19 protein-coding genes and 7 pseudogenes are annotated in these 26,526 nt (G+C 67.8%); 18 read left to right on the top strand and 8 right to left on the bottom strand.

Annotated elements, in window-relative coordinates; all coding sequences use genetic code 11:
* Positions 1 to 11: 11 nt before the first annotated feature.
* Together ACSJDS_RS16655 and ACSJDS_RS16650 are read right to left on the bottom strand one after the other, a co-directional pair.
* A complete protein-coding gene (locus tag ACSJDS_RS16655) occupies positions 12 to 362 on the bottom strand; it encodes a P-II family nitrogen regulator (RefSeq protein ID WP_473034216.1) in 351 nt (116 codons plus the stop codon).
* A 6-nt stretch (positions 363 to 368) separates the two neighbouring features.
* Entirely contained in the window at positions 369 to 1,883 is a 1,515-nt protein-coding gene (locus tag ACSJDS_RS16650) for a DUF1538 domain-containing protein (RefSeq protein ID WP_473034215.1), read from the bottom strand.
* 182 nt (positions 1,884 to 2,065) lie between these two features.
* Between ACSJDS_RS16650 and ACSJDS_RS16645 the strand changes: the two genes are divergently transcribed.
* The 4 genes from ACSJDS_RS16645 to ACSJDS_RS16630 all read left to right on the top strand — a co-directional run bounded on the left by ACSJDS_RS16645 (position 2,066) and on the right by ACSJDS_RS16630 (position 5,491).
* Positions 2,066 to 2,662 (top strand): LemA family protein, encoded by a 597-nt coding sequence (locus ACSJDS_RS16645; protein WP_473034214.1) that lies wholly within the window; start codon positions 2,066 to 2,068, stop codon positions 2,660 to 2,662.
* An 82-nt stretch (positions 2,663 to 2,744) separates the two neighbouring features.
* The gene (locus ACSJDS_RS16640; protein ID WP_473034213.1) at positions 2,745 to 3,380 is read left to right on the top strand and encodes a M48 family metalloprotease; all 636 of its coding nucleotides are present in this window, start codon (positions 2,745 to 2,747) and stop codon (positions 3,378 to 3,380) included.
* The gene (locus tag ACSJDS_RS16635) at positions 3,350 to 4,678 is read left to right on the top strand and encodes a M48 family metalloprotease (RefSeq protein WP_473034212.1); all 1,329 of its coding nucleotides are present in this window, start codon (positions 3,350 to 3,352) and stop codon (positions 4,676 to 4,678) included. Before ACSJDS_RS16640 ends, ACSJDS_RS16635 begins: the two co-directional genes overlap by 31 nt.
* Positions 4,679 to 4,768: 90 nt before the next feature.
* On the top strand, positions 4,769 to 5,491 hold the full coding sequence (locus tag ACSJDS_RS16630) for a hypothetical protein (protein ID WP_473034211.1): 723 nt from the start codon (positions 4,769 to 4,771) through the stop codon (positions 5,489 to 5,491).
* A 130-nt stretch (positions 5,492 to 5,621) separates the two neighbouring features.
* Here ACSJDS_RS16630 and ACSJDS_RS16625 read toward each other — a convergent pair whose 3' ends face one another.
* The 3 genes from ACSJDS_RS16625 to ACSJDS_RS16615 form a co-directional block, all read right to left on the bottom strand.
* Positions 5,622 to 5,828, bottom strand: coding sequence for a cold-shock protein (locus tag ACSJDS_RS16625; RefSeq protein WP_163559488.1), 207 nt, complete (start codon positions 5,826 to 5,828; stop codon positions 5,622 to 5,624).
* Positions 5,829 to 6,140: 312 nt separating this feature from the next.
* Entirely contained in the window at positions 6,141 to 7,172 is a 1,032-nt protein-coding gene (locus ACSJDS_RS16620; protein ID WP_473034210.1) for a methyl-accepting chemotaxis protein, read from the bottom strand.
* Positions 7,157 to 7,822, bottom strand: coding sequence for a Tar ligand binding domain-containing protein (locus ACSJDS_RS16615; RefSeq protein WP_473034209.1), 666 nt, complete (start codon positions 7,820 to 7,822; stop codon positions 7,157 to 7,159). The genes ACSJDS_RS16620 and ACSJDS_RS16615 overlap by 16 nt, the downstream gene beginning before the upstream one ends.
* Positions 7,823 to 8,075: 253 nt before the next feature.
* On the opposite strand from ACSJDS_RS16615, the pseudogene ACSJDS_RS16610 reads away from it, so the two are divergent.
* Both ACSJDS_RS16610 and ACSJDS_RS16605 read left to right on the top strand, forming a co-directional pair.
* Positions 8,076 to 8,719 (top strand): annotated as a pseudogene (locus tag ACSJDS_RS16610) (LysE family translocator).
* Positions 8,720 to 8,793: 74 nt separating this feature from the next.
* On the top strand, positions 8,794 to 9,045 hold the full coding sequence (locus tag ACSJDS_RS16605) for a hypothetical protein (RefSeq protein ID WP_473034208.1): 252 nt from the start codon (positions 8,794 to 8,796) through the stop codon (positions 9,043 to 9,045).
* 361 nt (positions 9,046 to 9,406) lie between these two features.
* Here ACSJDS_RS16605 and ACSJDS_RS16600 read toward each other — a convergent pair.
* A pseudogene (locus ACSJDS_RS16600) lies at positions 9,407 to 11,369 on the bottom strand (transglycosylase SLT domain-containing protein).
* A 276-nt stretch (positions 11,370 to 11,645) separates the two neighbouring features.
* Between ACSJDS_RS16600 and ACSJDS_RS16595 the strand changes: the two are divergent.
* From ACSJDS_RS16595 to sixA, 7 genes and pseudogenes are all read left to right on the top strand, one after another.
* Positions 11,646 to 12,080, top strand: a complete 435-nt coding sequence (locus tag ACSJDS_RS16595) for a PaaI family thioesterase (RefSeq protein WP_473034207.1) — start codon at positions 11,646 to 11,648, stop codon at positions 12,078 to 12,080.
* Positions 12,073 to 12,540 (top strand): PaaI family thioesterase, encoded by a 468-nt coding sequence (locus ACSJDS_RS16590; protein ID WP_473034206.1) that lies wholly within the window; start codon positions 12,073 to 12,075, stop codon positions 12,538 to 12,540. Before ACSJDS_RS16595 ends, ACSJDS_RS16590 begins: the two co-directional genes overlap by 8 nt.
* Before the next feature lie 94 nt (positions 12,541 to 12,634).
* Positions 12,635 to 14,538 (top strand): annotated as a pseudogene (gene htpG, locus ACSJDS_RS16585) (molecular chaperone HtpG).
* A 259-nt stretch (positions 14,539 to 14,797) separates the two neighbouring features.
* A complete protein-coding gene (locus ACSJDS_RS16580) occupies positions 14,798 to 16,366 on the top strand; it encodes a Re/Si-specific NAD(P)(+) transhydrogenase subunit alpha (protein WP_473034205.1) in 1,569 nt (522 codons plus the stop codon).
* Positions 16,367 to 16,382: 16 nt separating this feature from the next.
* A pseudogene (locus tag ACSJDS_RS16575) lies at positions 16,383 to 17,823 on the top strand (NAD(P)(+) transhydrogenase (Re/Si-specific) subunit beta).
* A 286-nt stretch (positions 17,824 to 18,109) separates the two neighbouring features.
* A pseudogene (locus ACSJDS_RS16570) lies at positions 18,110 to 19,194 on the top strand (NAD(P)H-dependent glycerol-3-phosphate dehydrogenase).
* Positions 19,187 to 19,660, top strand: coding sequence for a phosphohistidine phosphatase SixA (gene sixA / locus ACSJDS_RS16565; protein ID WP_473034204.1), 474 nt, complete (start codon positions 19,187 to 19,189; stop codon positions 19,658 to 19,660). Before ACSJDS_RS16570 ends, sixA begins: the two are co-directional and overlap by 8 nt.
* Here sixA and ACSJDS_RS16560 read toward each other — a convergent pair.
* Positions 19,657 to 20,604: an AEC family transporter gene (locus ACSJDS_RS16560; RefSeq protein ID WP_473034203.1), complete on the bottom strand. Its 948-nt coding sequence runs from the start codon at positions 20,602 to 20,604 to the stop codon at positions 19,657 to 19,659. The two genes, sixA and ACSJDS_RS16560, sit on opposite strands and share 4 nt — an antisense overlap.
* Positions 20,605 to 20,818: 214 nt before the next feature.
* Between ACSJDS_RS16560 and ACSJDS_RS16555 the strand changes: the two genes are divergently transcribed.
* The 3 genes and pseudogenes from ACSJDS_RS16555 to ACSJDS_RS16545 all read left to right on the top strand — a co-directional run bounded on the left by ACSJDS_RS16555 (position 20,819) and on the right by ACSJDS_RS16545 (position 23,588).
* A complete protein-coding gene (locus ACSJDS_RS16555; protein WP_473035056.1) occupies positions 20,819 to 21,631 on the top strand; it encodes an alpha/beta fold hydrolase in 813 nt (270 codons plus the stop codon).
* Positions 21,628 to 22,545, top strand: a pseudogene (locus tag ACSJDS_RS16550) (alpha/beta fold hydrolase). The gene ACSJDS_RS16555 and the pseudogene ACSJDS_RS16550 overlap by 4 nt, the downstream one beginning before the upstream one ends.
* Complete coding sequence (locus tag ACSJDS_RS16545) at positions 22,542 to 23,588, top strand: patatin-like phospholipase family protein (protein ID WP_473034202.1); 1,047 nt, start codon at positions 22,542 to 22,544, stop codon at positions 23,586 to 23,588. Before ACSJDS_RS16550 ends, ACSJDS_RS16545 begins: the two are co-directional and overlap by 4 nt.
* A gap of 159 nt (positions 23,589 to 23,747) precedes the next feature.
* Here ACSJDS_RS16545 and ACSJDS_RS16540 read toward each other — a convergent pair whose 3' ends face one another.
* The gene (locus ACSJDS_RS16540) at positions 23,748 to 24,323 is read right to left on the bottom strand and encodes a Smr/MutS family protein (RefSeq protein ID WP_473034201.1); all 576 of its coding nucleotides are present in this window, start codon (positions 24,321 to 24,323) and stop codon (positions 23,748 to 23,750) included.
* Positions 24,324 to 24,450: 127 nt separating this feature from the next.
* Between ACSJDS_RS16540 and prmB the strand changes: the two genes are divergently transcribed.
* Both prmB and aroC read left to right on the top strand, forming a co-directional pair.
* Positions 24,451 to 25,395 carry a 50S ribosomal protein L3 N(5)-glutamine methyltransferase gene (gene prmB / locus ACSJDS_RS16535; protein ID WP_473035055.1) on the top strand — a complete coding sequence of 315 codons (945 nt, stop codon included), beginning with the start codon at positions 24,451 to 24,453 and terminating at the stop codon, positions 25,393 to 25,395.
* A gap of 31 nt (positions 25,396 to 25,426) precedes the next feature.
* Positions 25,427 to 26,511: pseudogene (gene aroC, locus ACSJDS_RS16530) on the top strand (chorismate synthase).
* The last annotated feature ends 15 nt before the right edge of the window (positions 26,512 to 26,526 follow it).

Below are 26,526 nucleotides of genomic sequence, written 5' to 3'. Positions count from 1 at the left end.
TCATTCAGGGGTCAGACGTCGTGCCTGAGGCGCTCCTCGAAGCGCTTGACCTGGGCCATGTCGATGCCGCCGAGGTGCTCCACGGGAAGCGTCATCACCAGCCCCTTGGAGTCGTCCCCGGTGGGGTTGAGAATCTGGCGAATCGCCTTGAGCACCTTGAGCGAGAGCCCCTTCTCCAGGGTCATCAGCAGCACGCTCTGGCTGCCCTCATAGGTCAGGCCGAAGAAGGTTTTCTTGCGCTCGCCGCCGATGCCGCGTCCGCTCATCAGGGTCATGCCGACAGCGCCGGCCTCGGTCGCGGCATCGATGCACTCCTGCTCCATGTCTTCCGGCACGATGGCCACCAGCAGGGAGAACTTCATGGGCGGTTACCTCGCAGTTTGGCTCGTGTCACTGGCCCGACGCCGTCGATCCAACAGGTCGACCAGAATGGCATAGCTCATCACGGTCACGATAGGAAAGATCGAGGCGAAGGCGATTAGGCCGAAGCCGTCGATCAGTACGTTGCGGCCCTCGATCTGGCTGGCCAGGCCGATGCCTAGCGCCGTGACCAGCGGCACCGTTACCTCTGAGGTGGTCACCCCGCCTAGGTCGAAGGCCAGTGCCACGATATAGCGGGGGGCCAGCGCGGTGAGCAGAATGACCAGCAGGTAGCCGCCGATGATGTAATGGTGGATGGAGTCGCCGCTGATGATGCGATGCACGCCGATGGTGATGCCGATGGCCACGCCCACCGCCACCAGGATACGTATCACGCTGCCCCGGATCTTGCCCGCGGCGGCCTCTTCGGCCTGCTGGCCCACGGCGATCAGCGCCGGCTCCGCCATGGTGGTGGCAAAGCCGATGCAGAAGGCGAAGAGGTAGACCCATAGCCAGGTGTCGAAGCCGATCAGCTGCTCGGCCATGCGCTCGCCGATGGGGAAGAGGCCCAGCTTGAGGCCCACCACGAAGGCATAGAGGCCGATGATCACCAGGGCAAAGCCGGTGGTCACCTTGAGGGGGTTGGAAAGCTTGCGCTTGAGCACCGCGTACTGGAAGAACAGGATGACCAGGATGATCGGCAGCACGTCGCGCAGCATGGAGAACAGGTCGAGCAGCATCACCAGCGGCCCGGAGGGCGTGTCGATGTCGTCCTGGGCGGCGAGCAGCGCCGCATCGGCCGGCACGCTGCCGGGATCGGCGTAGACCAGGATCCCGTAGAGCTGCACGCTGATCATCGGCACCATCACCGCCAGCGCGACCAGCCCGAAGCCGTCGATCAAGGGGTTGCGGCCGCGGATCGAAGAGGCCAGGCCGATGCCCAGCGCCGCGATCAGCGGCACGGTAACGATGTTGGTGGTCACCCCGCCGGAGTCATAGGCGAGGCCGACGATCTCCTCCGGGGCGAAAAAGGTGACCAGCACCACCAGCACATAGCCGCCGATCATGTACCAGTGGATGGGGTGGCCAAGGATCACGCGGAACACACCGAGGGCCATCACCAGCCCTACCGAGGCGGCGACGATCAGACGCAGGGTGAGCGCATCGATGCGTCCATCGCTGATCTGGGCGGCCTGTTCGGCCACGGCGATTAGTGCCGGCTCGGCGACCACCGCCGAGAAGCCGATGGCGAAGCCGAAGATCATCAGCAGCGGCATGGAGCCGCGGCGAGCGAACTGGTTGGAGAGGCTCTTGCCCACCGGAAAGATGCTCAGCTCCAGGCCGCGCAGAAACAGCGCCACGCCTAGCGCCACGATCAGCAGGCCCACGGCGATGCCAAGTCCCCCTTCCGGCCACTCCCGCAGCAGCAGGGCCTGGAAGGCCACCACGACGGCGATGATCGGAAAGAGGTTGCGCAGCGCATGGACCAGCGCGTGGAGAAAATCCTTGAGTTGCTCTGTCAAGACCGACTCCCTGGAAGCGGTTCCCTTGGTGCGCTCACCTGCCTGTCGTCTAGCCTGGGGAGTGTGACCCGAGCATGACGTGGCAACTGGCTCACTATACCATCGGAGAGTGCCATGGCGCGCGTCTCCAAGGTGCATGGTGTTGATCGATATCAAGGGCGAAAGGATACAAGGAGAAACCGATGAGCGTGTCGTTGATCGTGCTGCTGGTGGTGCTAGGGGTGCTGGTGATCTACAGCGTCAGCATCTATAACCGCCTGGTGGCGCTGAGGAATCGCTATCAGAACGCCTTCGCCCAGATCGAGGTCCAGCTCAAGCGGCGCTACGACCTGATCCCCAACCTGGTGGAGACCGCCAAGGCCTACATGGCCCATGAGCGCGAGACCCTGCAGGCGGTCACCGAGGCGCGCAATGCCGCCCTCTCCGGGCTGGAAAGCGCCGCCGCCCGCCCCGGGGAGCCGGGGGCCATGGCCGAGCTGGCCGGGGCGGAAGGGGCGCTTGGGGCGGCGCTTGGGCGTCTCAACGTGGTCATGGAGGCCTATCCGGATCTCAAGGCCTCGGCGAACATGCGCCAGCTCTCCGAAACCCTGACCAGCACCGAGAACCGCGTGGCCTTCGCCCGCCAGGCCTTCAACGATGCGGTGATGCAGTACAACACCTACAAACAGAGCTTCCCTCCGGTGGTGCTGGCGGGGCCGATGGGACACCGCGAGGATGCGGCGCTCCTGGAGTTCGAGGATAGCGCCGCCATCCAGGCGGCGCCCAAGGTCAGCTTCTGACGGGGCACCATATGGATTTTTCGGTGCCCAGGACCGGGCGCGACGCCAGACTGGCTGGCTGATTGGACTGCTGCTGCTAGCGGTGCTGGGCTTGATCGCCGCGGCAACCCTGGTGGTGGCGCTGGCGGTGGTGCTGATGGATGGCGGGCAGATGGAAGCCGATGCCCTCTCCCGGGCCCTTGACCCGCGACTGCTGGGCACGGTGGCGCTGGGCGTGCTGGCGGTGGTGGGGCTCGGCAGCCTGATGCGACACCTGCAGCTGCGTCGCGGCGGCTCGGCGGTGGCCGAGGCCCTGGGCGGACGGCTGCTCAACGTTAACACCCGCAACGCCGATGAGCGCCGCCTGCTCAACGTGGTGGAGGAGATGGCCATCGCCTCGGGCGTGCCGGTGCCCTCGGTCTATGTGTTGGAGGAGCCGGCGATCAACGCCTTCGCCGCCGGTCACGCCCCCCAGGACGCGGCGATCGGGGTCACCCGCGGCGCCATCCAGGCCCTGGATCGCGATGAGCTGCAGGGCGTGGTCGCCCATGAGTTCAGCCATATCCTGCACGGCGATATGCGCCTCAACCTGCGCCTGGTGGCGCTGCTCCACGGCATTCTGCTGATCGGCCTGGCCGGTCGGATGCTGCTACGCGGCATGATGGGCGGTCGCCGACGGGTGCGCGGTGCGCGGCGCGGCGGGGGCATGTGGCGATCCTCGGCGTGGGGGTGGCGCTGATGGTGGTGGGCTATGCCGGCACGCTGAGCGGCAATCTGATCAAGGCGGCGGTCAGCCGGCAGCGGGAGTATCTCGCCGATGCCAGCGCGGTGCAGTACACCCGCAACCCGGCGGGCATCGCCGGCGCCCTCAAGCGGCTGGCCGCCCATGCTCGGGGCTCCGAGCTGCGCGCCCCCCAGGCCGCCGAGTTCAGCCATCTCTATTTTGGCCGCGGGGTGGCGGGGCTTGGCGGTCTCACCGCCACCCATCCTCCGCTCGAGGCGCGCATTCGGCGACTGGAGCCCGGCTGGGACGGCAGCCTGCCGGCGCCGAGGCGCCCCGAAGCGCCGGAGGTCGTCGCGGACGGTGCGGCAGCCGATGCTGCGGCAGCCGACGGCGCGGCGCCGGGCAGGGGGGCGCCCGAGGCCGCCGGCCTGGCGGCGGGGCGCTCGCCCGGTGGTGCAGCACCAAGCGGGTCGGGCATCGAGTCCCTTGGCAAGCGGGTCGGACAGCCGGGGCCGGAGGACCTCGTGCGCGCCCGCCAGGCCCTGGCCGGCCTCGACCCGCTCCTGCTCGAGGCCGCCCATGATCCCTACGCCGCCCGAGCGCTGGTCTACGGCATGCTGATGGGCGTGGCGCCGGAGAGCCGTGAGCGCCAGCGCCGGGCGCTGGTCGACCAGGCGCTGCCGGAGGTGCTCGAGGAGCTCGACCGCCTGGCCGAACCCCTGGCCGGCCTGAGTCCGGGGCAGCGGCTGCCGCTGATCGAGCTGGTGCTGCCGGTGCTGGGCCAGCTCTCCACCGCCCAGTACGCCCGCTTTCGCCACTGTCTCGACCGCTTGCTGGCCGAGGAGACGGCTCCCGGCGCCCTGCAGTGGGCGCTGCATCGGCTGGTGCGGGTCGGTATCGAAGGGGAGGCCGGTTCCGGTCGCCATCGCCGTCGGCTGGAGCAGCTCGCCGGTCCAGCGGGGCTGCTGATGTCGAGCCTGGCCCGGGCCGGTGAGGGGGAGGAGACGCAGGCCCGCGAGGCCTTCACCGCAGCCGCCGACTCCCTGCCGCTCACCTACGTCGCTTCCTGCGCCAGCGCTGCCGAGCTCGACTGGGCGATGGGGCAGCTCCGGGCGCTGGTCGATGATGACCGGATTCGCCTGCTCACCGCCATGGCCCGCTGCGTCTCCCATGATGGCCGGATCGCGGCGGCCGAGGCCGAGCTGCTGCGTGCGGTGGCCTGGTCGCTGGGCTGCCCGCTGCCGGTTACCGCCATCGATGAGGCGGCGACGGATCATTTTTCCGCGGCAGTGTCCAAGGGTCAGGAACCTTGAAAAAAACTGGGAGACTTGCAGGTGCATCAAGGCTTTGCTGCAATGTAACTCCTTTGATGGCCGACACGTGACAGTGCAGGAGATACCTGAATGGCGAAGAGAGCCTGGATACCGGCAGCGGTGGCGCTGACCCTCGCGCTGGGACTGGCGGGCTGTGGAGATGCCGAAGAGGACACAGCCGACGCCGAAGAGACCGAGGTGCCCGCCGTCGCGGCAGAGCAGGACGAGGCACTGGAGGCTGAAGCGCCGCCCGAAGAGGAGGCCCTGCCCGCGGCCGATGAGCCCCTTCCCGGCGAGGAAGAGGCCCTCGTCGATGATCCAGAAGCCCTGGGCGAAGATGACCTGACGCCCGAGGAGGAGGTCGCGGCGGATACCGAGACCCTGGGCGAGTCCCCGGCGGACACCCTGGATGAGGGCGCGGCCCTGCCCGGCGAGACCACCCCTGATGAAATCGACGCCATCATCGAAGAGCAGGAGCGCCGCTTCGAGGAGGCGCAGCGCCGTATCGAAGAGCAGTTCGAAGCGGTGGAGAGTGATGATCCGGTGTTCGAGCCCATGGGCGATACCATGGATTTCGACACCCGTCTCGAGCCGATCGAGGGCGACCCGGTCGACTCGGAGCAGGAGATGACTGGCACCCTGGGTGACGAGGCTGCCCTGCCTGGTGAAACCACCGGCACGGACATCGACGCCCTGCTGGAAGAGACCGAGCGGCGCTTCGAGGAGGCTCAGCGGCGCCTCGACGAGCAGTTCGAGGAGGCCGAGCAGCGCGACCCGCTGGAATACGACGAGTTCGGCGACGTCGACGAGTAGCGGACCGACCCGACGCGGCCGTTAGGAGCGCCAGCCAAGAAAAAGGCCCACCGCAAGGTGGGCCTTTCGTCTGGGGCGGCTGGCCTTGTGTGACAAGGCGGCAGCGTCATCCGCTGGTCGAGCCTTGGGCTCAGTTGGTGACCCGGATGTTGGAGGCCTGAAGGCCCTTCTTGCCCTGGGTGACGTCGAAGGAGACCTTCTGTCCGTCCTGCAGGCTCTTGAAGCCTTCTGCCTGAATCTCGGAGAAGTGGGCGAACAGGTCGTCACCGCCGTCGTCCGGTGAGATGAAGCCATAGCCCTTGGTGTCGTTGAACCACTTGACAGTGCCAGTTGCCATTGTCGATTTCCTTGCATACTGATGGATCGTGCTGGGCACTCGGCGGTGCCGAAGGCCCGAAGTGCGTGGGCAAACAGGAAAAGTGCGCTTCGGGTGTTTCGAGAAATCGAAATACAACTGACGACTTTCACCTTGCTGTCCTACGCAGCGGATCATGCATCGGGAGCCGGAGGAGCGTCAACCAGACGGCTCGTCGCCGGCGCCGATACCCGCCAATTCCACTGTAGAGCGAAAATCCCAGAGCGTCCAGCGCCTCGGGGGCGGCATGGCGTCGCCCCGATGGCGCTCTCGCCGTTGCAGCGTCGGCCGGGACTAGAAGGCCTCCCACTCGGCCTCGCGGCGCTGCTGGGCGGGTTGCGCCGCGGCCGTCGGGCGCCGGCTCGGCCTTGGGTCGGCGGCTGTTGCGGGCCGCGACGGCCGCTCGCGTCCCGACAGCTGGAACTTGGCCACCGCCTCGGTGAGGCGCTGCGCCTCGGTCTGCAGCTGGTTGGCCGCGCGGCTGGCCTGCTGGACCAGCGCCGCGTTCTGCTGGGTGGTCTGGTCCATGTCGCCGACCGCCGTGTTTACCTCGCCGATGCCGGAGCGCTGCTCCCGCGACGCTACGGCGATCTCGTCCATCAGGTCATTGACCCGCTGCACCGAGGCCATGATCTCGCTCATGGTGGTGCTGGCCGTATCGGCCTGCTGGGTACCGGCGGCGATCTGTTCGACCGAGGTCTCGATCAGCTGGCGAATATCGGTCGCCGCCTCGGCGCTGCGGGTGGCGAGCTGGCGAACTTCGCTGGCCACCACCGCGAAGCCGCGGCCGTGCTCGCCGGCCCGGGCGGCCTCCACCGAGGCGTTCAGCGCCAGGATATTGGTTTGGAAGGCGATGGAGTCGATCAGGCCGATGATCTCGGTGATCTGCTGCGAACCCTGGCGAATCTCATGCATGCGCGCCACCACGTTGGCCACCACCTGGTTGCCCTGCTCGGCGCGGCCGGCCGCTTCGCGTGCCACGTGACTCGCCTGGGCGGCGTTCTCGCTGTTGCGCTCCATGGTCGAGGTCATCTCTTCCATGCTCGAGGCGGTCTCGGTCAGCGAGGCGGACTGGCGCTCGGTGCGCTCGGCCAGGTCCTGGTTGCCGCCGGCGATCTCGCGGGCGCTGGAGAGGATCTCGCCGCTGCTGTCACGCACCGTGGTCACGGTGGTCGAGAGGCCACGCTGCATGTCGCGCAGGGCGGCGTAGAGCTTGCCGATCTCGTTGCGCCCGCGGGTCTCGATCTTGGCACTCAGGTCGCCCTTGGCCATGCGCTGGAAGTGCTCGATGATCCTGTCCAGGGGACGGATCAGGTTGGCGCCCACCCCCAGAAGACCAGGCAGACCGTGAGCAGGGCGGCGATGAATACCGCGATGATGGCGATGCGGGCGGTGTTGACCACCCATTCGAAGCCGTCGGTGCGCTGGCTCCCTTCGGCCTCCACCCTGTGGAAGAAGCCGATGGCATCCTGATAGAAGTCCCGGTACTGGTCATAGGCGGCGGGACGCAGCGAGCGGTAGGCATCGCTCTCACCCCTGGCCAGCGCCTCGGCCTGGGGCTGGAGCGTCTCGGCCATGAGCCGCTCGAAGCTCTCGGCGATGGGGGCGATCAGCGGTTCATGCTCGGGCTCGGCCGGCAGGGCGAGAAAGTCGGCCATGGCATCGGCGGCGGAGGCCAAGGCGTCGGCGGCCTCCCGGGCCCGGGTCTGGCGCTCGGCGTCGGAGAGTACGGTACCCGGCTCGATCGTGGCCTCGTAGAGGCGTGCCAGCTCCAAGCGGGCCGCCTGGAGCGTGGAGTTGGTGCGATTGAGGGTGGCCTGCTGATTGACGTTGATGGCGTTGAACGCCTCGAGGCTGCGCTGGCTGTGGTTGACCGCATAGAGTCCTACACCGCTCAGCACCATCAGCAGGGCGGTAAAGACCAGCAGGACCAGGGTCCAGCTCATTCTCACCGACAGGTTGTCCAGTAGGCGCATTGGGCATCTCTCCTGTTGTTGTAGTCGATAGCGACCGTTGCAGGGGGTCATCGACCCGGCATGGCCGATTGGCCGTCTGGGGCGGCCGTTATCGAGGGGCTCTCTAGCATGCCTGGAGTATTTCTTAATGTATACAATTTGATCGATAAATGTCGACCAGTGAGGATGGCCATCAAGAGGCGCCGCTTTTGCGTACAATGCCGTCTTTGCCCCTTGAAATGCCGTACGGCCTTGTTTGGCAGGAGTTGTCGCGATGCTGGTGGATGCTCAGTTCTGGCCCTTCCTGGTGGCCATCACCCTGCTGACCATGAGTCCCGGGTGGATACCCTGCTGGTGATTCGCAATACCGCCCGCGGTGGCGTTCGCGACGGTGCACTCACCAGCCTGGCGATCTGCTGCGGGCTCTTCGTTCATGCCTCGGTGTCGGCGCTGGGCATTTCGCTGATCGTGCTGCAGTCGGCATGGGCCTTCGGGGTGCTCAAGCTTGCGGGTGCCGGTTACCTGGTGTGGCTGGGCATCACCAGCCTGCTGGCGGCACGGCGCGGGCGGGGGCTGCCGGTGGCCGGCGTCAGCGGTGAGCGTCAGGCGGTGCCGGCCGCGCAGTCGCTGCGCGAGGGCTTTCTCTGCAATGTGCTCAACCCCAAGACGGTGGTCTTCTACATGGCCTTTCTGCCTCAGTTCATCGCCCCCGGGGACCCGGCGCTGGTCAAGTCGCTGTTCCTGGCCGGGGTGCACTTCGTCATTGCCAACCTGTGGCAGATCGCCATCGCGGTGATGGTTGGCGGGGCGGGCCGGCTGCTGGCCAGCCGTGCCTTCGCTCGGGGGCTCAACGGCGCCACCGGTGCGGTGCTGGTGGTGCTGGGCGTGCGACTTGCCTTCGAGCGCCAGCCGGTCTGATAGGCGGCTTGAGTAGCCGTCACCGATATGGGCTATACTTAAGACGAATATTTGAGCTGCGAGAGGAGAGGAATATGCGCAACAAGCTGGGAATTGCCCTGTACTTTCTCTTTTCGGCAGGGGCCATCGTCGTGATGTTCGCTCTGGTGGCCGGTCTGGTGTATCTGCTTGCCTTCGATGGGTACCCACTGAGTTTTAATCTGCTTTCGGGCAGCCTGTTCTTCATTATTCTGGCCGCCATTTTCTGGATTTGCGGCCAGGCCGCCAAGCATTTCCTGACCGATGCCGGGCCGTCATCGCCATCCAATGGCAATGCCTCCTCCTGACGGCAGGGCGCCGATGTCAGTGCGTGTCGCTCGCTGGGCAACACCGCCGGGAGGCTGTCGCCTCCAGTCGCGATCTGAAGATTCTCCTACAGCGCGGCAATCGCTGACCTTGTAGGAGCGCTGCTCCGCATCGCGACTGGCGCCGTCGGCGCCCTGGCGGAGGTCGCCGGCGGAGGTCGCTGGCGCGGGCGCTGATCGCCAGCGTGGGCAACACCGCCGGGAGGCTGTCGCCTCCAGTCGCGATCTGAAGATTCTCCTACAGCGCGGCAATCGCTGACCTTGTAGGAGCGCTGCTCCGCATCGCGACTGGCGCCGGTAGGCGCCCCGGCGGTGTCGCCAGCGCTGGCAACACCGCCGGAAGTCAGTTTCGCGCCAGCAGCGAACGGTCGTAGCGCACGCTCTTCTCTCCCGGGCTGAGCATCGACACCCCTTCGCTGCTGCCGCCGTTGGCCAGGCTCTCGAAGATGACGCGATAGGTCAGCACCGCCTGGACATAGTCGCGGGTTTCACGGAAGGGGATGCTCTCGACGAAGAGGTCGAACTCATCCGGGGCATCGCGCAGCCAGCGATCCACCCGTCCTGGCCCGGCGTTGTAGGCCGCTGCGGCGGCCAGCCGGTTGCCCCGATAGCGATCGATCATGTCGCGGATGTAGGTGCTGCCCAGGCGAATGTTGAGCTCAGGGTCGAGCACGCCATAGGGGCCCGGGTCGCTGATCCCGAGTTGGCGGGCCAGCTGGGTGGCGGTGCCCGGCATGATCTGCATCAGGCCCCGGGCGCCGGCGGGGAGAGGGCCTCAGGGTTGTAGGCGCTCTCGCGGCGGGTGATCCCCATCAGCAGGTAGGGGTCGACGCCGCTGAGGCGCCCCCAGTGCAGGAAGTGCTCGCGATAGGCCTCCGGGAAGCGCCACTCCAGGGCGTCCCACATCTGGCCGGTGATGGTGGTCTGCACCAGCTTGGGGTACCAGCCGCGGCGCTGGGCATAGTCGGCCAGCGCCCGCGCTTCGCGCTCCTCGGCTCGGGCCACTGCCGCGTACCACTCGCTGGCGGCCAGGCCATCCTCGCCGATGCGCAGCAGCGCCTCGGTGCGTACCACGGCAGGCCAGCCGGCCACCTGCTCACGGAAGCGCTCGTCGAAGCCGTTGCGCTCCAGGTTGAGGGCGTAGGGCTGGCCCAGCCGGTCGGCGGCAGCGAAGCCGAAGAAGTTGCGCCCCTGGGCGGAGCTGGCATAGGCGGCCTCGGCGCGCTCGGCGTTGCCCAGCCGCTCATGGGCGCGGGCGGTCCAGTACTGCCAGCGGCTCTGCTGGCGCTGGTCGTCGGGCATGGCCTCGAGCCAGCGCAGCGCGCCGGCCCAATCGCGCTCGGTCAGGGCCCGCCGGACCCGCAGCTCCAGCACCCGGTCGGAGTCGAGCTGCGCCAGCGTCTCGTCGACCCAGCCGCGGCTATTGTCGATATCGCGGACCAGCGAGTAGAAGACCAGCTCCTCCTCGATGGCCCGGCGCTGTTCGGGCTCGATGGGCAGCTGCGCGGCGATCTGGCGCCACGCCGTCAGCGCTGCTTCGGTATCGGCCCGAGTGAGGCCGTGCATGGCCGCGGCAAACAGCGGCCCGCTGCCGCGGCACTCCGGCCCGATGCACCTCGGCACTCGGGTCACTGCCGCATGGTCCTGCTGCAGCCGTTCCACGGCCGCGCGGCCCTCGGCCCAGCGGCTGCCCAGCATTCGGCCCAGGTAGCGTACCATGCCGCTTTCCCCCGCCTGCCAGGCCAGCATCTTGCGCTCCCAGATCTCCTGCTCACCGATCTCACCGCGGGTGCGCAGGGTATCGAACAGGGTGTCGCAGGCATCGGGCTGGGAGCGCCCGACGTTCCATAGCGCTCGACCGCCCTCGGCGGCCTGCTCGGGCGCCACGTCGAGCAGTGCGGTGTAGTAGTAGCGCTGGCGGTGCGTTCCCCGGGGCTCGCCGTCGGCCACGGCGCGCAGGTAGGCATGGCGCTGGGCCGCGCCGTAGCGGGCGATCGCCTGGCCACGCATCCACTCGCCGAGGGGAGAGTCGGCGTGGCGATCGATGTAGTCCAGCACCTGGGCGGGGACACGTCGGGCAGGCGGTTGCGCAGGCGATGGTACTCCACATAGCCGCTCAGCACATGGCCGTCGATGGCGGCGAAATCGACCTTGTCCCACTGCTGGTCGCGGGCGGCGGCCAGGGCGTCGCGAAGGTCGCTATCGCTTGCCGCCGCAGCGGGCTGGGCGGCGGCCAGCAGCGGAAGCGAGAGGGTGGCCGCGGCAAGCCAGGCGGCAGCGCGGCGCAGCGAAAGGCGTTGGCGCATGGGGCGGGTCTCCGGGGGTAAATGACTCGACCAGAGTATCGTCGCCTATCGCGTGGCGTTTGAGTAGGGTACAGCCACGCTTTTTCTCCCGGTGAGTGAGCATTGACCGACACGGGCGCGCTTGTGCTGTCGATAATTGCCGGCTAGGCTCAGGCAACAACGATATCAAACGATTGTTTTAAAGGAGCCAGGGCGTGCCCCCACCGATTCACCCCCTCGGCGCTTGCCGGTCCCGACGCCGAGGCCTGGCGCCGCGCCCTGCAGCGCTTCGCCTCGGTGATCCCCCATACTCGTGAGCTGGGCCTCGAAGTGGTGGCGGTTGCGCCGCCCGAGGTGACCATGCGCCTGCCCTGGCAGCCGGCACTGCTGGGCGATGCCTCCCAAGGCTTGGCCCACGGTGGCGCACTGACCATGCTGCTCGACACCGTCTGTGGCGCCTCGGTGCTGTGCGGGCTGCCCTCGCCCGAGGTGTGCCCGACCCTGGACCTGCGCGTGGATCACTACCGCCCGGCGGTGGCCGACCAGACCATCATCGCCCGGGCGCGGGTGCTGCGGGTCACCGAGTCCATGGTGTTCACCGAGGGTACCCTGTGGCAGCAGCCGCAGCGGCCCATTGCCCGGGGCATCGGCAACTTCGTGCGGCTGGGGCCGCGCAATACGCCGCCGGGTTTCGTCGAGGCGCTGTTCGCGGAGGAGGATGACCATGCCTGAGGGCTTTCACGACGTGTCCTGGCTGGAGCGGACCCGGGCCGAGAGCGACGTGGCCGCCTGGCTGGCGCTGGTGCCCTATGCCCGTCACATCGGCGTCGAGGCGGCGCCGGACCCGCGTGCCGATGGCCTGATCTTCGTGTTGACGCCGCAGGAGCGCAACATTGGCAACGTGCTGCTGCCGGCGCTGCACGGCGGGGTGGTGGCGGCCTTCATGGAGACCGCGGCGACCCTGGACCTGATGCTCGCCGCCCGGGAGCCGCGCCTGCCGCGCATCGTCGATTTCTCCATCGACTACCTGCGCACGGCGCGGGTGGTGCCGACCCACGCCCGCTGCGCCCTGCTGCGCGAGGGGCGGCGCCTGGCCAACGTCCGGGTCACCGCCTGGCAGGCGCAGGAGTCGGAGCCGGTGGCCACGGCGCGGCTGCACTTCGTGCTGGGCCCGCCGGAACACGACGCTTGAAATTATCGCACCGGCCCCCATATCGCTGACCAGTTGTTATCGGGCGGCGCCATTCGGGCGTCGCCGCTGGTTCAAGCCATGAGGTAAAAGGTCCATGTCCACTGCCACCCGCGAGGAAACCCTCGGCTTCCAGACCGAGGTCGAGCAGCTGCTGCACCTGATGATTCACTCCCTGTACTCCAACCGGGAGATCTTCCTGCGCGAGCTGATCTCCAACGCCGCCGACGCCTGCGACAAGCTGCGCTATGCGGCACTGGACAACGACGCCCTGTATGAAGGCGACAGCGAGCTGCGCATCGAGATCGATCACGACGCCGAGGCCGGCACCGTGACCGTGCGCGACAACGGCGTCGGCATGAGCCGTGAGGAAGTGATCGCCAACCTCGGCACCATCGCCAGAAGCGGCACCGCCGAATTCCTCAAGCAGCTCACCGGCGAGCAGCAGAAGGACGCCCGGCTGATCGGCCAGTTCGGGGTGGGCTTCTATTCGAGCTTCATCGTCGCCGACGAGGTGACGGTGCGCACCCGCAAGGCGGGCAGCGACAAGGGCGAGGGCGTGGAGTGGCGCTCCAAGGGTGAGGGCGAGTTCACCGTTGCCGAGGTCGAGCGCGAGGCCCACGGCACCGAGATCGTCCTGCACCTCAAGGACGACGCCAAGGAGTTCGCCGACGACTTCCGCCTGAAGAGCCTGGTGCGCAAGTACTCCGACCATATCGAGGTGCCGGTGCGCATGCCCAAGGTCGAGAAGGCCCGCGACGAGGAGGGCAAGGAGATCGAGGGCAGCGAGACGGTCAGTTGGGAGACCGTCAACGAGGCCACTGCGCTGTGGGTGCGCCCAAGAGCGAGATCTCCGACGAGGAGTACCAGGCCTTCTACAAGCACGTGGCTCACGATTTCTCCGATCCGCTCACCTGGAGCCACAACAAGGTCGAAGGCAAGCTGGAGTATACCAGCCTGCTCTACGTGCCCGGCCGCGCGCCCTTCGATCTCTACGAGCGCGACGGCGCCCGGGGCGTCAAGCTCTACGTGCAGCGCGTCTTCATCATGGACGACGCCGAGCAGTTCCTGCCGCTCTACCTGCGCTTCATCAAGGGCGTGCTGGACACCCGCGACCTGTCGCTCAACGTCTCCCGCGAACTGCTTCAGCAGGACCCCAAGGTCGAGAAGATCAAGTCCGCGCTGACCAAGCGGGCGCTGGACATGCTCAAGAAGCTGGCCAAGGACAAGGCGGCCTACCAGACTTTCTGGAACACCTTCGGCAGCGTGCTCAAGGAGGGGCCGGCGGAGGACTTCGCCAACCGCGAGAAGATCGCCGGCCTCTTGCGCTTCTCCACCACCCACACCGACAGCGCCACCCAGGACCAGTCCCTGGCCGACTACGTCGAACGTATGAAGGAAGGCCAGCAAAAGATCTACTACATCGTGGCCGACGGTTTCAACGCCGCCAAGTCGAGCCCGCATCTGGAGATCTTCCGCAAGAAGGGCATCGAGGTGCTGTTGCTGCACGATCGCATCGACGAGTGGCTGATGAGCCATCTCCACGAGTTCGACGGCAAGGGCTTTGTGGACGTGGCCAAGGGCGAGCTTGACCTCGGTGAGATCGAGGGAGAGGAGGAGAAGAAGGCCCAGGAAGAGACCGCCAAGGCCAAGGAGGACCTGGTCAAGCGGGTCAAGGAGGCGCTTGGCGAGGAAGTCCAAGAGGTCAAGGTGACCCACCGGCTGACCGATTCGCCGTCCTGCGTGGTGCTCCCCGAGCACGAGATGGGCTTCCAGATGCGCCGCATCATGGAAGCGGCCGGCCAGAGCCTTCCGGAGGTGAAGCCGATCCTCGAGCTCAACCCCGAGCATGCTCTGGTGGCGCGCCTGGAGAGCGCCGAGGGCGATAGCTTCGGTGATCTCGCGCGTATCCTGCTCGACCAGGCGATCATCGCCGAGGGTGGCCACCTGGACGATCCGGCGGCCTACGTGAAGCGGCTCAACGCCCTGCTCATCCGCTGACGCCTCTCAGTCGGGCATGTTGCCCGAGACAATTCACCCTTCATGGCCGCCTTTGGGCGGCCATTTTTTTCCATATTGAGGCGTTAATTGACGCTGACGTTAAGGGAAGCCTTTTGCCAAGGGGCGGCGTGTCACGCCAAAAAAGCGCGCCGGAAAGAGCGCTATCGGTTCACTTGGTAGTTGTGCAATGCAGTAGCGTCAGGTATGAATACCGGGACCGATTTATGCCAGATTTCAATAACCATAAGGGAGATCCAACGTGAAGATTGGTGCACCCAAAGAGCTCGCCAAGGGGGAGGCGCGTGTCGCCCTGACCCCGGAGAGCGTCAAGGAAATTCACAAGCTGGGACACGAGTGCCTCATCGAGGCCGGCGCCGGCACGGCCGCCGGCTTCGCCGATGAGGCCTACCGCGAGGCGGGCGCCAGCGTGGTGGCGGATGCCCAGGCCCTTTGGCAAGACGCCGAGGTGGTCATCAAGGTGCGCGAGCCGACCGATGAGGAGGCCGACCGCCTGCGCGAGGGCCAGACGCTGATCGCCTTCTTCTGGCCGGCCCAGAACGAGGCGCTGCTGGAGCGCTGCCGCGCTACCGGTGCCACCGTGATCGCCATGGACATGGTGCCGCGCATTTCCCGGGCCCAGAAGATGGATGCGCTCTCGAGCATGGCCAATATCGCCGGCTACCGGGCGGTGATTGAGGCAGGCAATCAGTTCGGACGCTTCTTCACCGGCCAGGTTACCGCCGCCGGTAAGGTGCCACCGGCCAAGGTGCTGGTGATCGGCGCCGGGGTGGCGGGGCTCTCCGCCATCGGCACGGCGACCAGTCTCGGCGCCGTGGTGCGTGCCTTCGACGTGCGTCCCGAGGTGGCCGAGCAGATCGAGTCCATGGGCGCCGAGTTCCTGTTCCTCGACTTCGAGGAGAGCGCCGACGGCTCGGAGAGCGGCGGCTATGCCAAGCCCTCCAGCCCCGAGTTTCGCGAGAAGCAGCTGGCCTGCTTTCGCGAGCAGGCCCCCGAGGTGGACATCGTCATCACCACCGCCCTGATTCCCGGGCAGCCGGCGCCCAAGCTGTGGCTCGAGGACATGGTTGCCTCGATGAAGCGCGGCTCGGTGATCATCGATCTGGCCGCCGAGAAGGGCGGCAACTGCGACCTCACCCAGCCGGACCAGACGGTGGTCAGCGACAACGGCGTGACCGTGGTCGGCTACACCGATTTTCCGTCGCGCATGGCCACCCAGGCCTCGGCGCTCTACGCCACGAACATCCGCCATATGCTCACCGACCTGACCCCGGGCAAGGACGGGACGATCGTGCATGACATGGAGGATGACGTGATCCGCGGGGCCACGGTGGCCCACCAGGGCGAGATCACCTTCCCGCCGCCGCCGCCCAAGGTCAAGGCCATCGCCGCCAAGCCCAAGGAGAAGGTCAAGGAGCCCACGCCGGAAGAGAAGCGCGCCGCCGAGCACGCCACCTTCGTGGAGCAGACCAAGCGCCAGGCGATTCTGCTCGGCGTGGGGGGCGCCCTGATGCTGCTGTTGGCGCAGATCGCTCCAGCCTCCTTCATGCAGCACTTCATCGTCTTCGTGCTGGCCTGTTTCGTCGGCTTCCAGGTGATCTGGAACGTCAGCCACTCGCTGCACACGCCCCTGATGGCGGTGACCAACGCCATCTCCGGGATCATCATTCTCGGCGCCGTGCTGCAGATCGGCTCGGGTAACTGGATCGTGGTGCTGTTGGCGGCCATCTCCGTGCTGATCGCCACCATCAACATCGTCGGCGGCTTCCTGGTGACACGCCGGATGCTGGCCATGTTCCAGAAATCGTGAGCGGCGGAGACACAACATGTTAAGTCAGGGATTTGTATCGGCCGCGGCGATTGCGGCAAGCGTGCTCTTCATCCTCTCGCTGGGGGGTTGAGCAATCAGGAGAAGGCCAAGCGGGCGGTGTGGTACGGCATCGTCGGCATGGCCGTGGCGGTGCTGTTCACCGCCTTCGGTCCGGGCATCGGGGCCTACTGGCTGATGATTCCCATGATCGTGATCGGCTCGGTGATCGGCTGGAAGGTGGCCAAGCAGGTGGCCATGACCGAGATGCCCCAGCTGGTGGCGGCGCTGCACAGCTTTGTCGGTCTGGCCGCGGTGTTCGTGGCCTGGAACGCCGATCTGGAGCGTCGTCGGGTGCTGGCCGTCCAGGCCGTGGAGGGGGCCACCGAGGAATTCTCGGCCTTCGCCGCCCTGGTGGCGACCAAGGCACCCGATGAGCTCACCTTCCTGCAGCTCGAGGTGGTGTTTGCCATCTTCATCGGTGCGGTGACCTTCACCGGCTCGGTGATCGCCTTCGGCAAGCTGGCCGGCAAGGTGGACGGCAAGGCCAAGCAGCTGCCCGGGGGCATCTGCTCAACGCCGGTGCCGCGGCGCTGTCGCTGCTGCTGGCCATCCTCTATGTCAACGGTGCCGGCTTCTGGACGCTGCTGGTGCTGGCGGCGCTGGCCTTCTTCATCGGCTACCATCTGATCATGGGCATCGGCGGTGCCGACATGCCGGTGGTGGTGTCGATGCTCAACAGCTACTCCGGCTGGGCGGCGGCGGCCATCGGCTTCACGCTCTCCAACGACCTGCTGATCGTCACCGGCGCGCTGGTGGGCTCCTCGGGGGCGATCCTCTCCTACATCATGTGCAAGGCGATGAACCGCAACTTCATCAGCGTGATTCTGGGCGGTTTTGGGGCGGCCCAAGGCCCGGCCACAGAGATTGAGGGCGAGCAGGTGGCCATTGACGCCGCTGGCGTGGCCAGCACGCTGAACAACGCCGACAGCGTGATCATCGTGCCGGGCTACGGCATGGCGGTGGCCCAGGCCCAGAACGCGGTGAGCGAACTGGTGCGCAAGCTGCGCGCCGCGGGCAAGGAGGTGCGCTTCGCCATCCACCCGGTGGCCGGGCGCCTGCCGGGGCACATGAACGTGCTGCTGGCCGAGGCGCGGGTGCCCTACGATATCGTCATGGAGATGGACGAGATCAACGACGACTTCCCCAAAACCGACGTGGCGATCGTCATCGGCTCCAACGATATCGTCAATCCGGCCGCCCAAGAGGACCCCTCGAGCCCCATCGCCGGCATGCCGGTCCTCGAGGTGTGGAAGTCGCGGGTGGTGTTCGTCTGCAAGCGCGGCCAGGGTACCGGCTACTCGGGTATCGAGAACCCGCTGTTCTACAAGGAGAACACGCGCATGCTCTACGGCGATGCCCGAGAGAGCATCGACTCGCTGCTGTCGCTGCTCGACTGACCGCGGCCCCCGGGTTGGCCTCGCCGGCCCGGGTGTCTCGTGACCGACGCGCCCCCTCGCCGGGGCGTTTTTTCGTTACAATCCTTAGCACACCCTTCCACTTTTGGTTCTTCGCATTTTAGCGTGAACATGTTTGGCAGGTTCTATGGTGGGAGGCCGGCTCTGCCGGGCGAAGGCGCCGCAGGCGCCCCCTGGGTAGCGCTGCGCGCTACTTCGCGAGCTGAAGCTCCCTCCCACAAGGCCCATTCACGCCAGTCTGCGATGAACCCCACTTTTCGGGGCGACCATGTCAGAAGAATCCATGCGGGTGGCGGTGCTCGGCGGCGGCAGCTTCGGCACCGCCCTTGCCAGTATCGCCGCCGACAACGGCGCCGACGTCCGTCAGTGGCTGCGCGACCCCGAGCTGGTCGCCCAGATCAACCGCGAGCACCGCAACGGCCGCTACCTGCCCGACTACGCCATCAACCCGGCGGTGCAGGCCTCCAGCGACATGGGCGAGGTGCTGCGTGGCGCCGAGCTGGTGCTGGTGGCGATCCCCTCCCAGGCCTTTCGCGAGGTGGTGCGCCAGGCGCTGCCCTGGCTGACCCGCGAGCAGATCCTCGTGAGCACCACCAAGGGCATCCAGGAAGAGGGCTTCAAGCTGATGAGCCGGATCCTCGAGGAGGAGACCGGCTTTACCCATATTGGCGTGATCTCCGGCCCCAACCTGGCCACCGAAATCGCTCAGAAACAGCTCACCGCCACGGTGGTGGCCAGCGATGACGCCCTGACCCGCACCCGAGTGCAGCAGGCGCTGAGCTGCGACTACTTCCGCGTCTATGCCAGTAACGACCGCTACGGGTGGAGCTCGGCGGGGCGCTCAAGAACATCTACGCCATCGCCGCCGGCATGGCTGCGGCACTGGGCATGGGCGAGAATACCCGCAGCATGCTGATGACCCGGGCGCTGGCCGAGATGGGGCGCTTCGCCGTCGATCAGGGCGCCAACCCCATGACCTTCCTGGGGCTGGCCGGCGTCGGCGACCTGATCGTCACCTGCTCGTCGAGCCTGTCGCGCAACTACCGGGTCGGCTACGCCCTGGGCGAGGGCAAGACCCTGGATGAAGCGGTGGCGGCCCTAGGGCAGGTGGCCGAGGGGGTCAACACCGTGCGCCTGGTGCGCGAGAAAGCGCGTGAAGACGGTGTCTACATGCCGCTGGCCGAGGGACTCTATCAGGTGCTGTTCCAGGGGGTGCCGGCCCGGGAGATGGCGCGCATGCTGATGCGCGGCGAGCAGAGCAGCGACGTGGAGTTCCTGCTCTCCCGCGAGGACGTGCAGCGGGCCCATCGCCGCGTCGAGGCCCATGACGAGCGGGAGGCGGGCCATGAGTGAGCGCCTGCTAATCATGCGTCACGGCGAGGCCGGCCCCGGTGTCCCCGATGCCCGGCGCGAGCTGACCGCCGGCGGCCAGACCGAGGCCGCCCGCATGGCCGACTGGCTGCAGTACCAGGCGCTGGACGGGGCGCGGATTCTCGCCAGCCCCTATCGCCGCGCCTGCCAGACGGCCGAGCACCTGGCCGCCGCCCTGAACGGCGAGGTGGAGACGCTGTCGATCATCACGCCGGACGACCCGCCTGCCGCCGTGGTCGATTGGCTGCTGGCGCAGGAGGCCGGGCGGCCGCTGCTGCTGGTCAGCCATATGCCGCTGGTGGGGGCCCTGACCGGCCTGCTGGTGGAGGGGCGAAGCGATCGCGGGCTCGGCTTTCCCACCGCCGCCGTGGCCGAGCTCGAGGCCGAGGTATGGGCGGCGGGCTGCGCCCGGCTGGCGCGGTTCACCGCCCCCGCGGACCTGGGCTAGATCAGCTCCAGCACTTTCAGTGCGAATACCCCCAGGGTGATGGTCACGCTGGCCATCAGCGTGGTCAGGGCGATGATATTGGCCGAGAGTGCTGCATTGCCGCCCATGGCCTTGACCATCACGAAGCTCGCTGCGGCCGTGGGGCTGGCGAAGAATAGGAACAGCACCCCCAGCTCGCGCCCCTCGAAGCCCGCCAGCCAGGCGGCGCCGGTGGCCAGCAGCGGCAGGGTGACCATCTTCATCAGGCTGGCGCCGGTGGCCAGGCGACCCGACTCTAGGATCGCACCCAGCGACAGGGTGGCCCCGATGCAGATCAGCGCCAGTGGCAGGGTCAGCGAGGCGAAGTAGTCGCCGGAGGTCATCAGCCAGCCGGGCAGGCGCAGCTCCAGAGCGGCCACCGGAATGGCGGCCACCACCGCCAGGATCAGCGGATTGCGGGCGATGTGGGCAAAGATACTGCGCCAGTCGGCGCGCTGCTCCTCCTGATAGGTGACCAGGGCGATCACCGAGAAGGCGTTGTAGGTCAGGATCACCACCCCCAGCAGCAGCCCGCCCAGCGACAGGCCGTAGTCGCCGTACAGGCCGGCGGCCAGCGCCAGGCCGACGATGCCGCAGTTGCCGCGAAAGGCGCCCTGCACGTAGACCCCGCGTTCGGCGTAGGGCACCCGAGCGGCAGCCCAGCCCCAGGCGAACAGGAAACTGCCCAGGGTGGCCAGGGCGAAGAAGCCCAGCAGGGTGGGATTCAGGGTCGCATCCAGGTCGGCCCGGATGATGCTCAGGAAGATCAGCGTGGGCATGGTGGCCTTGAACACCAGCTGCGAGGCGGTGGCGACGAAGGCCTGGTCGATCCAGCCCAGCCGCTTGAGCCCCAGCCCGATGAACACCATGGCGAACACCGGCAGGGTGACTTCCAGGGTGCCGAGAAAGACCTCGAGCAGGTTCATCCGCGGGCCAGCCACAGGCCGACGATCACGGCGACGCTGGCGGTGATCCAGAACAGGCGGTTACGCAGGCGGGTATCGCGGGGTCGGGGCTTGGGGGCGGGCACGGGAGCTCCTGATCGAGGGGGGAGAAAATGAACAAGCGTTTGTTTCCGCTTGCGTTGGCGACAGGGGAATGGTAATCCCGTTAGTCTGCTATCGCTACCAGGGTTGCATGATGTCCCACGACGCCTCCTCTCGGCCGCGGCTGATCTTCGCCCACGCCAACGGCTTTCCCGGCATGAGCTACCGCAGCCTGCTCGCGCCGCTCGCCGAGCGCTTCGACGTTCACCCGGTCGACCGCCTGGGCCACCACCCCGGCTATCCCGTCGGCGATAACTGGCTGGCACTGCGCGAGGAGCTGCTCGACCAGCTGCCGGCCGGCGGCGAGCCGGTTGTCGGAGTCGGTCACTCCATGGGCGGGGTGCTGATGGCCATGGCTGCCGAGCGGGCGCCGGAACGCTTCCGCTGCGTGGTGATGCTCGACCCCCCGCTGATGCTGGGCCTGGACGCCTGGAGCATGAAGGTGGCCAAGCGCTTCGGCTTCGTCGACCGGGTGACCCCGGCGGGCAAGACCCTGGGGCGCCGGGCGGTCTGGCCCGACCGGCATACCATGGGCCACTACCTGCGTCGCCGCGGGCTGTTTCGCCGCTTTACCGAGCAGGCACTGCACGACTATATCGAGGGTGGCACCCGGCTGCGCGACGACGGCCAGGCGGAGCTGCTCTTCGACCCGGCCGTCGAGGTCGAGATCTTTCGTCACCTGCCCGACCACCTGACCCGGCTGCCCCGGCGACTGCGGGTACCCTTCGGGCTGCTGGCCGGCAGCGAGTCGGACCTGATCACCCCCGCCCGCCGCCGACGCCTGATTCGCCACGGCATCCGCCTGGCCAAGGTGCCGGGCACCCACATGTTTCCCATGGAGCATCCCGAGGAGACCCGCCAGGCGCTGCTGACGATGCTCGACACCCTGACGGAGGAGCGGCCATGAGCGAGCCTCGTACACTGACCCTGGCCGACGGCCGCCTGGCCGCCCTGTCCTGGGGGACGAGCAGGCTCCCACCTGGCTGGCGCTGCACGGCTGGCTCGACAATGCGGCGAGCTTTACGCGCCTCGCCCCGCGGCTGGTCGAGGCGCTGGGCATCCGGGTGGTGGCCCTCGACTTCAGCGGACACGGCCACTCGCGGCATCGCCAGGGCGACTACGCCCTCTGGGACTACTGCCACGACCTGCTGGACGCCGCCGATGACTTGGGGATCGAGCGGCTGACCCTGCTGGCCCACTCCATGGGCGCCGGGGTGGCCTGCCTCACCGCCGCGGCACTGCCGGAGCGGGTGGCACGGCTGATGCTGATCGACGGCCTGGGAGCGGTGACCACCGCCGCCGACCGCGCACCGGCCCAGCTGCGCAAGGGGCTGAAAGCGGCGCGTCGCCCGCGTTCTCCGGCACCGCGCTATCCTGATGGTAAGACTGCGGTGGCGGCCCGGGTCGCCGGCGGGGTGACCCCGATTGATGCCGAGACGGCCGCCCCGCTGGTCCATCGCAATCTGCTGGAGGAGGGCGACGGTCACGTCCGCCTGCGCACCGATGGTCGGCTGCTGTGGCCCTCGCCGCTGCGCCTCTGCCCGAGCAGGCCCTGGCGCTGCTGGGCGCAATATGCTGCCCGGTACTGCTGGTGGAGGGCGATGGTGGCATCCTCGGCGAGCGGGAGCAGGCGGTCGCCGCCCGTGGGGCGCTCGGCGCACTGACGCGCCGGGTGCTGCCCGGGGGCATCACCTGCACCTGGAGCCGGCGACAGTCGGTAGCGTGGCGGAGGCCATCATCGCCTGGCAGGGGCGTTCGGGCCCTGTGATTTCAGCACCTGGGACCTCAGCGCACGGGACCTCAGAGGAGGACGACTCATGAGCAGGAAAACGGAGGCGGGCAAGCGGGTCGCGCTGACCCTGGGCAGCGGCGGGGCGCGGGGCTATGCCCATATCGGGGTGATCGAGGTGCTGGAAGCGCGTGGCTATGAGATCAGCGCCATCTCCGGCTGCTCGATGGGCTCGGTCATTGCCGGCGTCTTCGCTGCCGGCCAGCTGGAAGCCTATCGAGACTGGGTCTGCCAACTGGACTACTTCGATGTGCTGCGGCTGGTGGACGTCACCTGGAGCCCCATGGGGGCAATGCGTGCCAGCAAGGTGATGAGCAAGCTCGAGGAGCTTATCGGTGACATCCAGATCGAAGACCTGCCGATCCCCTTGACCACCGTGGCCACCGACCTGGCACGGCAGCGGGAGGTATGGTTCCAGTCGGGGCCGCTGCTGCGTGCGATCCGCGCCTCGATTGCCATACCCGGCGTCATCACCCCGGTGCATATCGGCGACACGACGCTGGTCGATGGCGGCCTGCTCAACCCCTTGCCCATCACGCCCACCGTTTCGTCCCATGCCGACATGATGATGGCGGTCAACGTGACCGCCCATAGCGCCCGTCCGGTGACGCTGGATGACCTGCTGCCATCCCCCGAGCAGGAAGAGGTGGAAGCGCAGGAGATCGCGCGGGGGTGGATGGACGTGCGCGGCGCAACCCGCTGGCTGTTCGAGGGCCGGGGGGCGGTCGAGAACGGCGAACGGGAGGAGAACGGCGAGGAGGAGCGGCCCGCCACCGGCCGGCGGGCCTGGGGCCGGCTGGACATGATCCTGGCCTCCTTCGATATCACCCAGGCGTCATTGGCCAAGTACAAGATTGCCGGCTATCCCCCCGACGTCTTGATCGAAGTGCCCAAGACGGTATGCGGCGCCTTCGAGTTTCATCGTGCCAGGTCGCTGATTCGCCTGGGACGTCACCTGGCCATGGAGGCGCTGGACCGCTACGAGGGTCGTCGCCATAGCGGCGAGGGGGGCGGCGGCGGGATGGTCGTCGAGCCCCCGCAGATGCCCTCCGAGCGGGAGTCGGGCGGCGGCTAGGGAAACACTGCACAAATGCCTGCGCGAGCGAATCGCTACGTTACGCGGTGCCGAAGCGTCGGACCGGCGGAATCCTCACATATACCCCATATGCTCCGGTTCCTGTGCTCCGGGCGCCTTGCGCTTCATCTCGCTCGGCGATTTGTTCAGCGCTTCCTTTTAGGCGTCCTGGCCGCGGCGCCGCAGCAGCACATAGACCGCGCCGGTGCCGCCGTCGGCCTCCCGCGCCGAACAGAAGGCCAGCACCCCGGGCCACTCCCTGAGCCAGGCGTTGACGTGGCTCTTGATCACCGGATAGTCGGCGCTGGAGCCCCAGGCCTTGCCGTGCACCACCAGCACGCAGCGCTGGCGCTGGGCGGTGGATTCGCGCAGGAAGCTCTCCAGCTCCTGACGCGCTTCGTCCAGGGTGTAGCCGTGCAGGTCCAGCCCCGCCTCCCAGGCGATGCGGCCGCGCTTGAGCTGACTGCGAATGCGCCACGGCAGGTCGGGCAGTGCGAAGTCGAGGGGCTGCGAGGGGCGCACCGGCTCGACTCGTCCATCGCTGGTGCGGCTGGCCGTCTCGCTGCCGTCGGCCGCCACCGCGGCGGCGCGGCGCTGGGCGGCGGCTTCGTCCTGGCGGCGGGAGCGCCCGGGGTCGGCGCGGTTATGCACGATCCGGCGCACCCCCGCCTCGCGCAGGGCCTGGCGGAAAGCGCTGAAATCGTCATCGTCCGGCGGCGGGCGGCGTCGGCTCATAGGGGGCTCGGCAGTTCGATCGGGGCGCCCAGTATAGCGGCCTGAGCGCGGCTGTGAACCGCCCGCCGGCGCGGGTACAATCGTTGTCCCAATCCGCAACCGACCCCGCAGGATCTCCCGTGGCCGAATCCACCGCTGTTTCCCCTCGACGCTGACCCTGGACGACGAGTCGCTCTGCGCGGGGCTGATCACCCTGCGCGACTGCCTGCGCTGGGCGACCAGTGAATTCCACCTGGCCGGGCTCTTCCACGGCCACGGCACCGACTCCCCCTGGGACGAGGCGGTGGCGCTGACCCTGGGCGCCCTGCATCTGCCCTGGAACGTCGACCCGGCGGTGCTCGACGCCCGCCTGCTGCCCATGGAGCGCTCGCGCATCGTGGCCCTGGTGCGCGAGCGCATCGCCACCCGCCGGCCGCTGCCCTACCTGCTTGGCGAGGCCTTCTTCGCCGGCTTTCCGTTCAGCGTCGACGAGCGGGTGCTGATCCCTCGCTCGCCCATCGCCGAACTGGTCGAGGACGGCTTCGCCGCCTGGTTTCCCGAGGAGCCGCCGGCCCGAGTGCTCGACCTGTGCACCGGCTCGGGCTGCATCGGCATCGCCACCGCGCGCTACCTGCCCACCGCCGAGGTGGATCTCAGCGACATCAGCGACGATGCCCTGGCAGTGGCGCGCGAGAATATCGTGCGCCACGACGTCGGCGAGCGGGTGCGCGCCGTGGCCTCCGACCTCTTCGCCAACCTGGTCGGGCGGCGCTATGACCTGATCGTCTGCAATCCGCCCTACGTGGATGCCCGGGATCTGGCCACCATGCCCGCCGAGTTTCGCCACGAGCCCGCGCTCGCCCTGGGCGCCGGGGCCGATGGCCTGGATATCGTGCGCCGCCTGCTGCGCGAGGCCCGCGACCATCTCAGCGACGAGGGGGTGCTGATCGTCGAGGTGGGCAACTCCGACCGCCACCTGGAGGCCGCCTTCCCCGAGGTGCCCTTCCTGTGGCTGGAATTCGAGCGTGGCGGCCAGGGCGTCTTCGCCCTCACCGCCGCACAACTCGACGCCCATGCGGCGTCCTTCGTCTGATCCTACGACCCGACTCTCACGAGGAGCGCCCATGTCCGGCAACACCTTCGGCAAGCTGTTCACCGTTACCACCTTCGGCGAGAGCCACGGCCCGGCGCTGGGCGCCATCGTCGACGGCTGCCCCCGGGGCTGCCGCTGACCGAGGCGGACCTGCAGCGCGATCTGGACCGGCGCCGCCCCGGCACCTCGCGTCATACCACCCAGCGCCGCGAGCCCGACCGGGTGAGGATCCTCTCCGGGGTCTTCGAGGGGGTCACCACCGGCACCGCCATCGGCCTGGTGATCGAGAATACCGACCAGCGCTCCAAGGACTACTCCAACATCAAGGACCAGTTCCGCCCGGCCCACGCCGACTACAGCTACCACCACAAGTACGGCCGGCGCGACTACCGCGGCGGCGGGCGCTCCAGCGCCCGGGAAACCGCCATGCGGGTGGCCGCCGGGGCCATCGCCAAGCAGTACCTGGCCACCCAGGGCATCACCGTGCGTGGCTATATGAGCCAGCTGGGTCCCATCGAAATCGCCTTCAAGCAGTGGGACGCCGTGCAGGATAATCCCTTCTTCTGCCCCGACCCGGACAAGGTGCCCGAGCTTGAGGCCTTCATGGACCAGCTGCGCCGCGACCAGGACTCGGTGGGGGCCAAGATCACCGTGGTGGCCGAGGGGCTGCCGCCGGGGCTAGGCGAGCCGGTCTTCGATCGCCTCGACGCCGAGCTGGCCCACGGCCTGATGAGCATCAACGCCGTCAAGGGCGTGGAGATCGGCGCGGGCTTTGCGTCGGTAGCCCAGCGGGGCAGTGAGCATCGCGACGAGATGACCCCCGAGGGCTTTCTCTCCAACCATGCCGGCGGCGTGCTGGGCGGGATCTCCTCGGGGCAGCCGCTGATCGCCCACCTGGCGCTCAAGCCCACCTCCAGCATCACCACCCCGGGGCGCTCCATCGACGTTCACGGCAATTCCGTGGAGGTGGTCACCAAGGGGCGCCACGACCCCTGCGTGGGCATTCGCGCCACGCCCATCGCCGAGGCGATGATGGCGCTGACGCTGATGGATCATCTGCTTCGCCATCGCGGCCAGAATGCCGGCGTCAGCGTCGAGACACCGGTGCTACGGTGAAGGGAAGCGAGCTGC

It is taken from the genome of Halomonas sp. SL18_1, from assembly GCF_055755715.1.
This window is presented reverse-complemented; position numbering and strand designations above follow the sequence as displayed.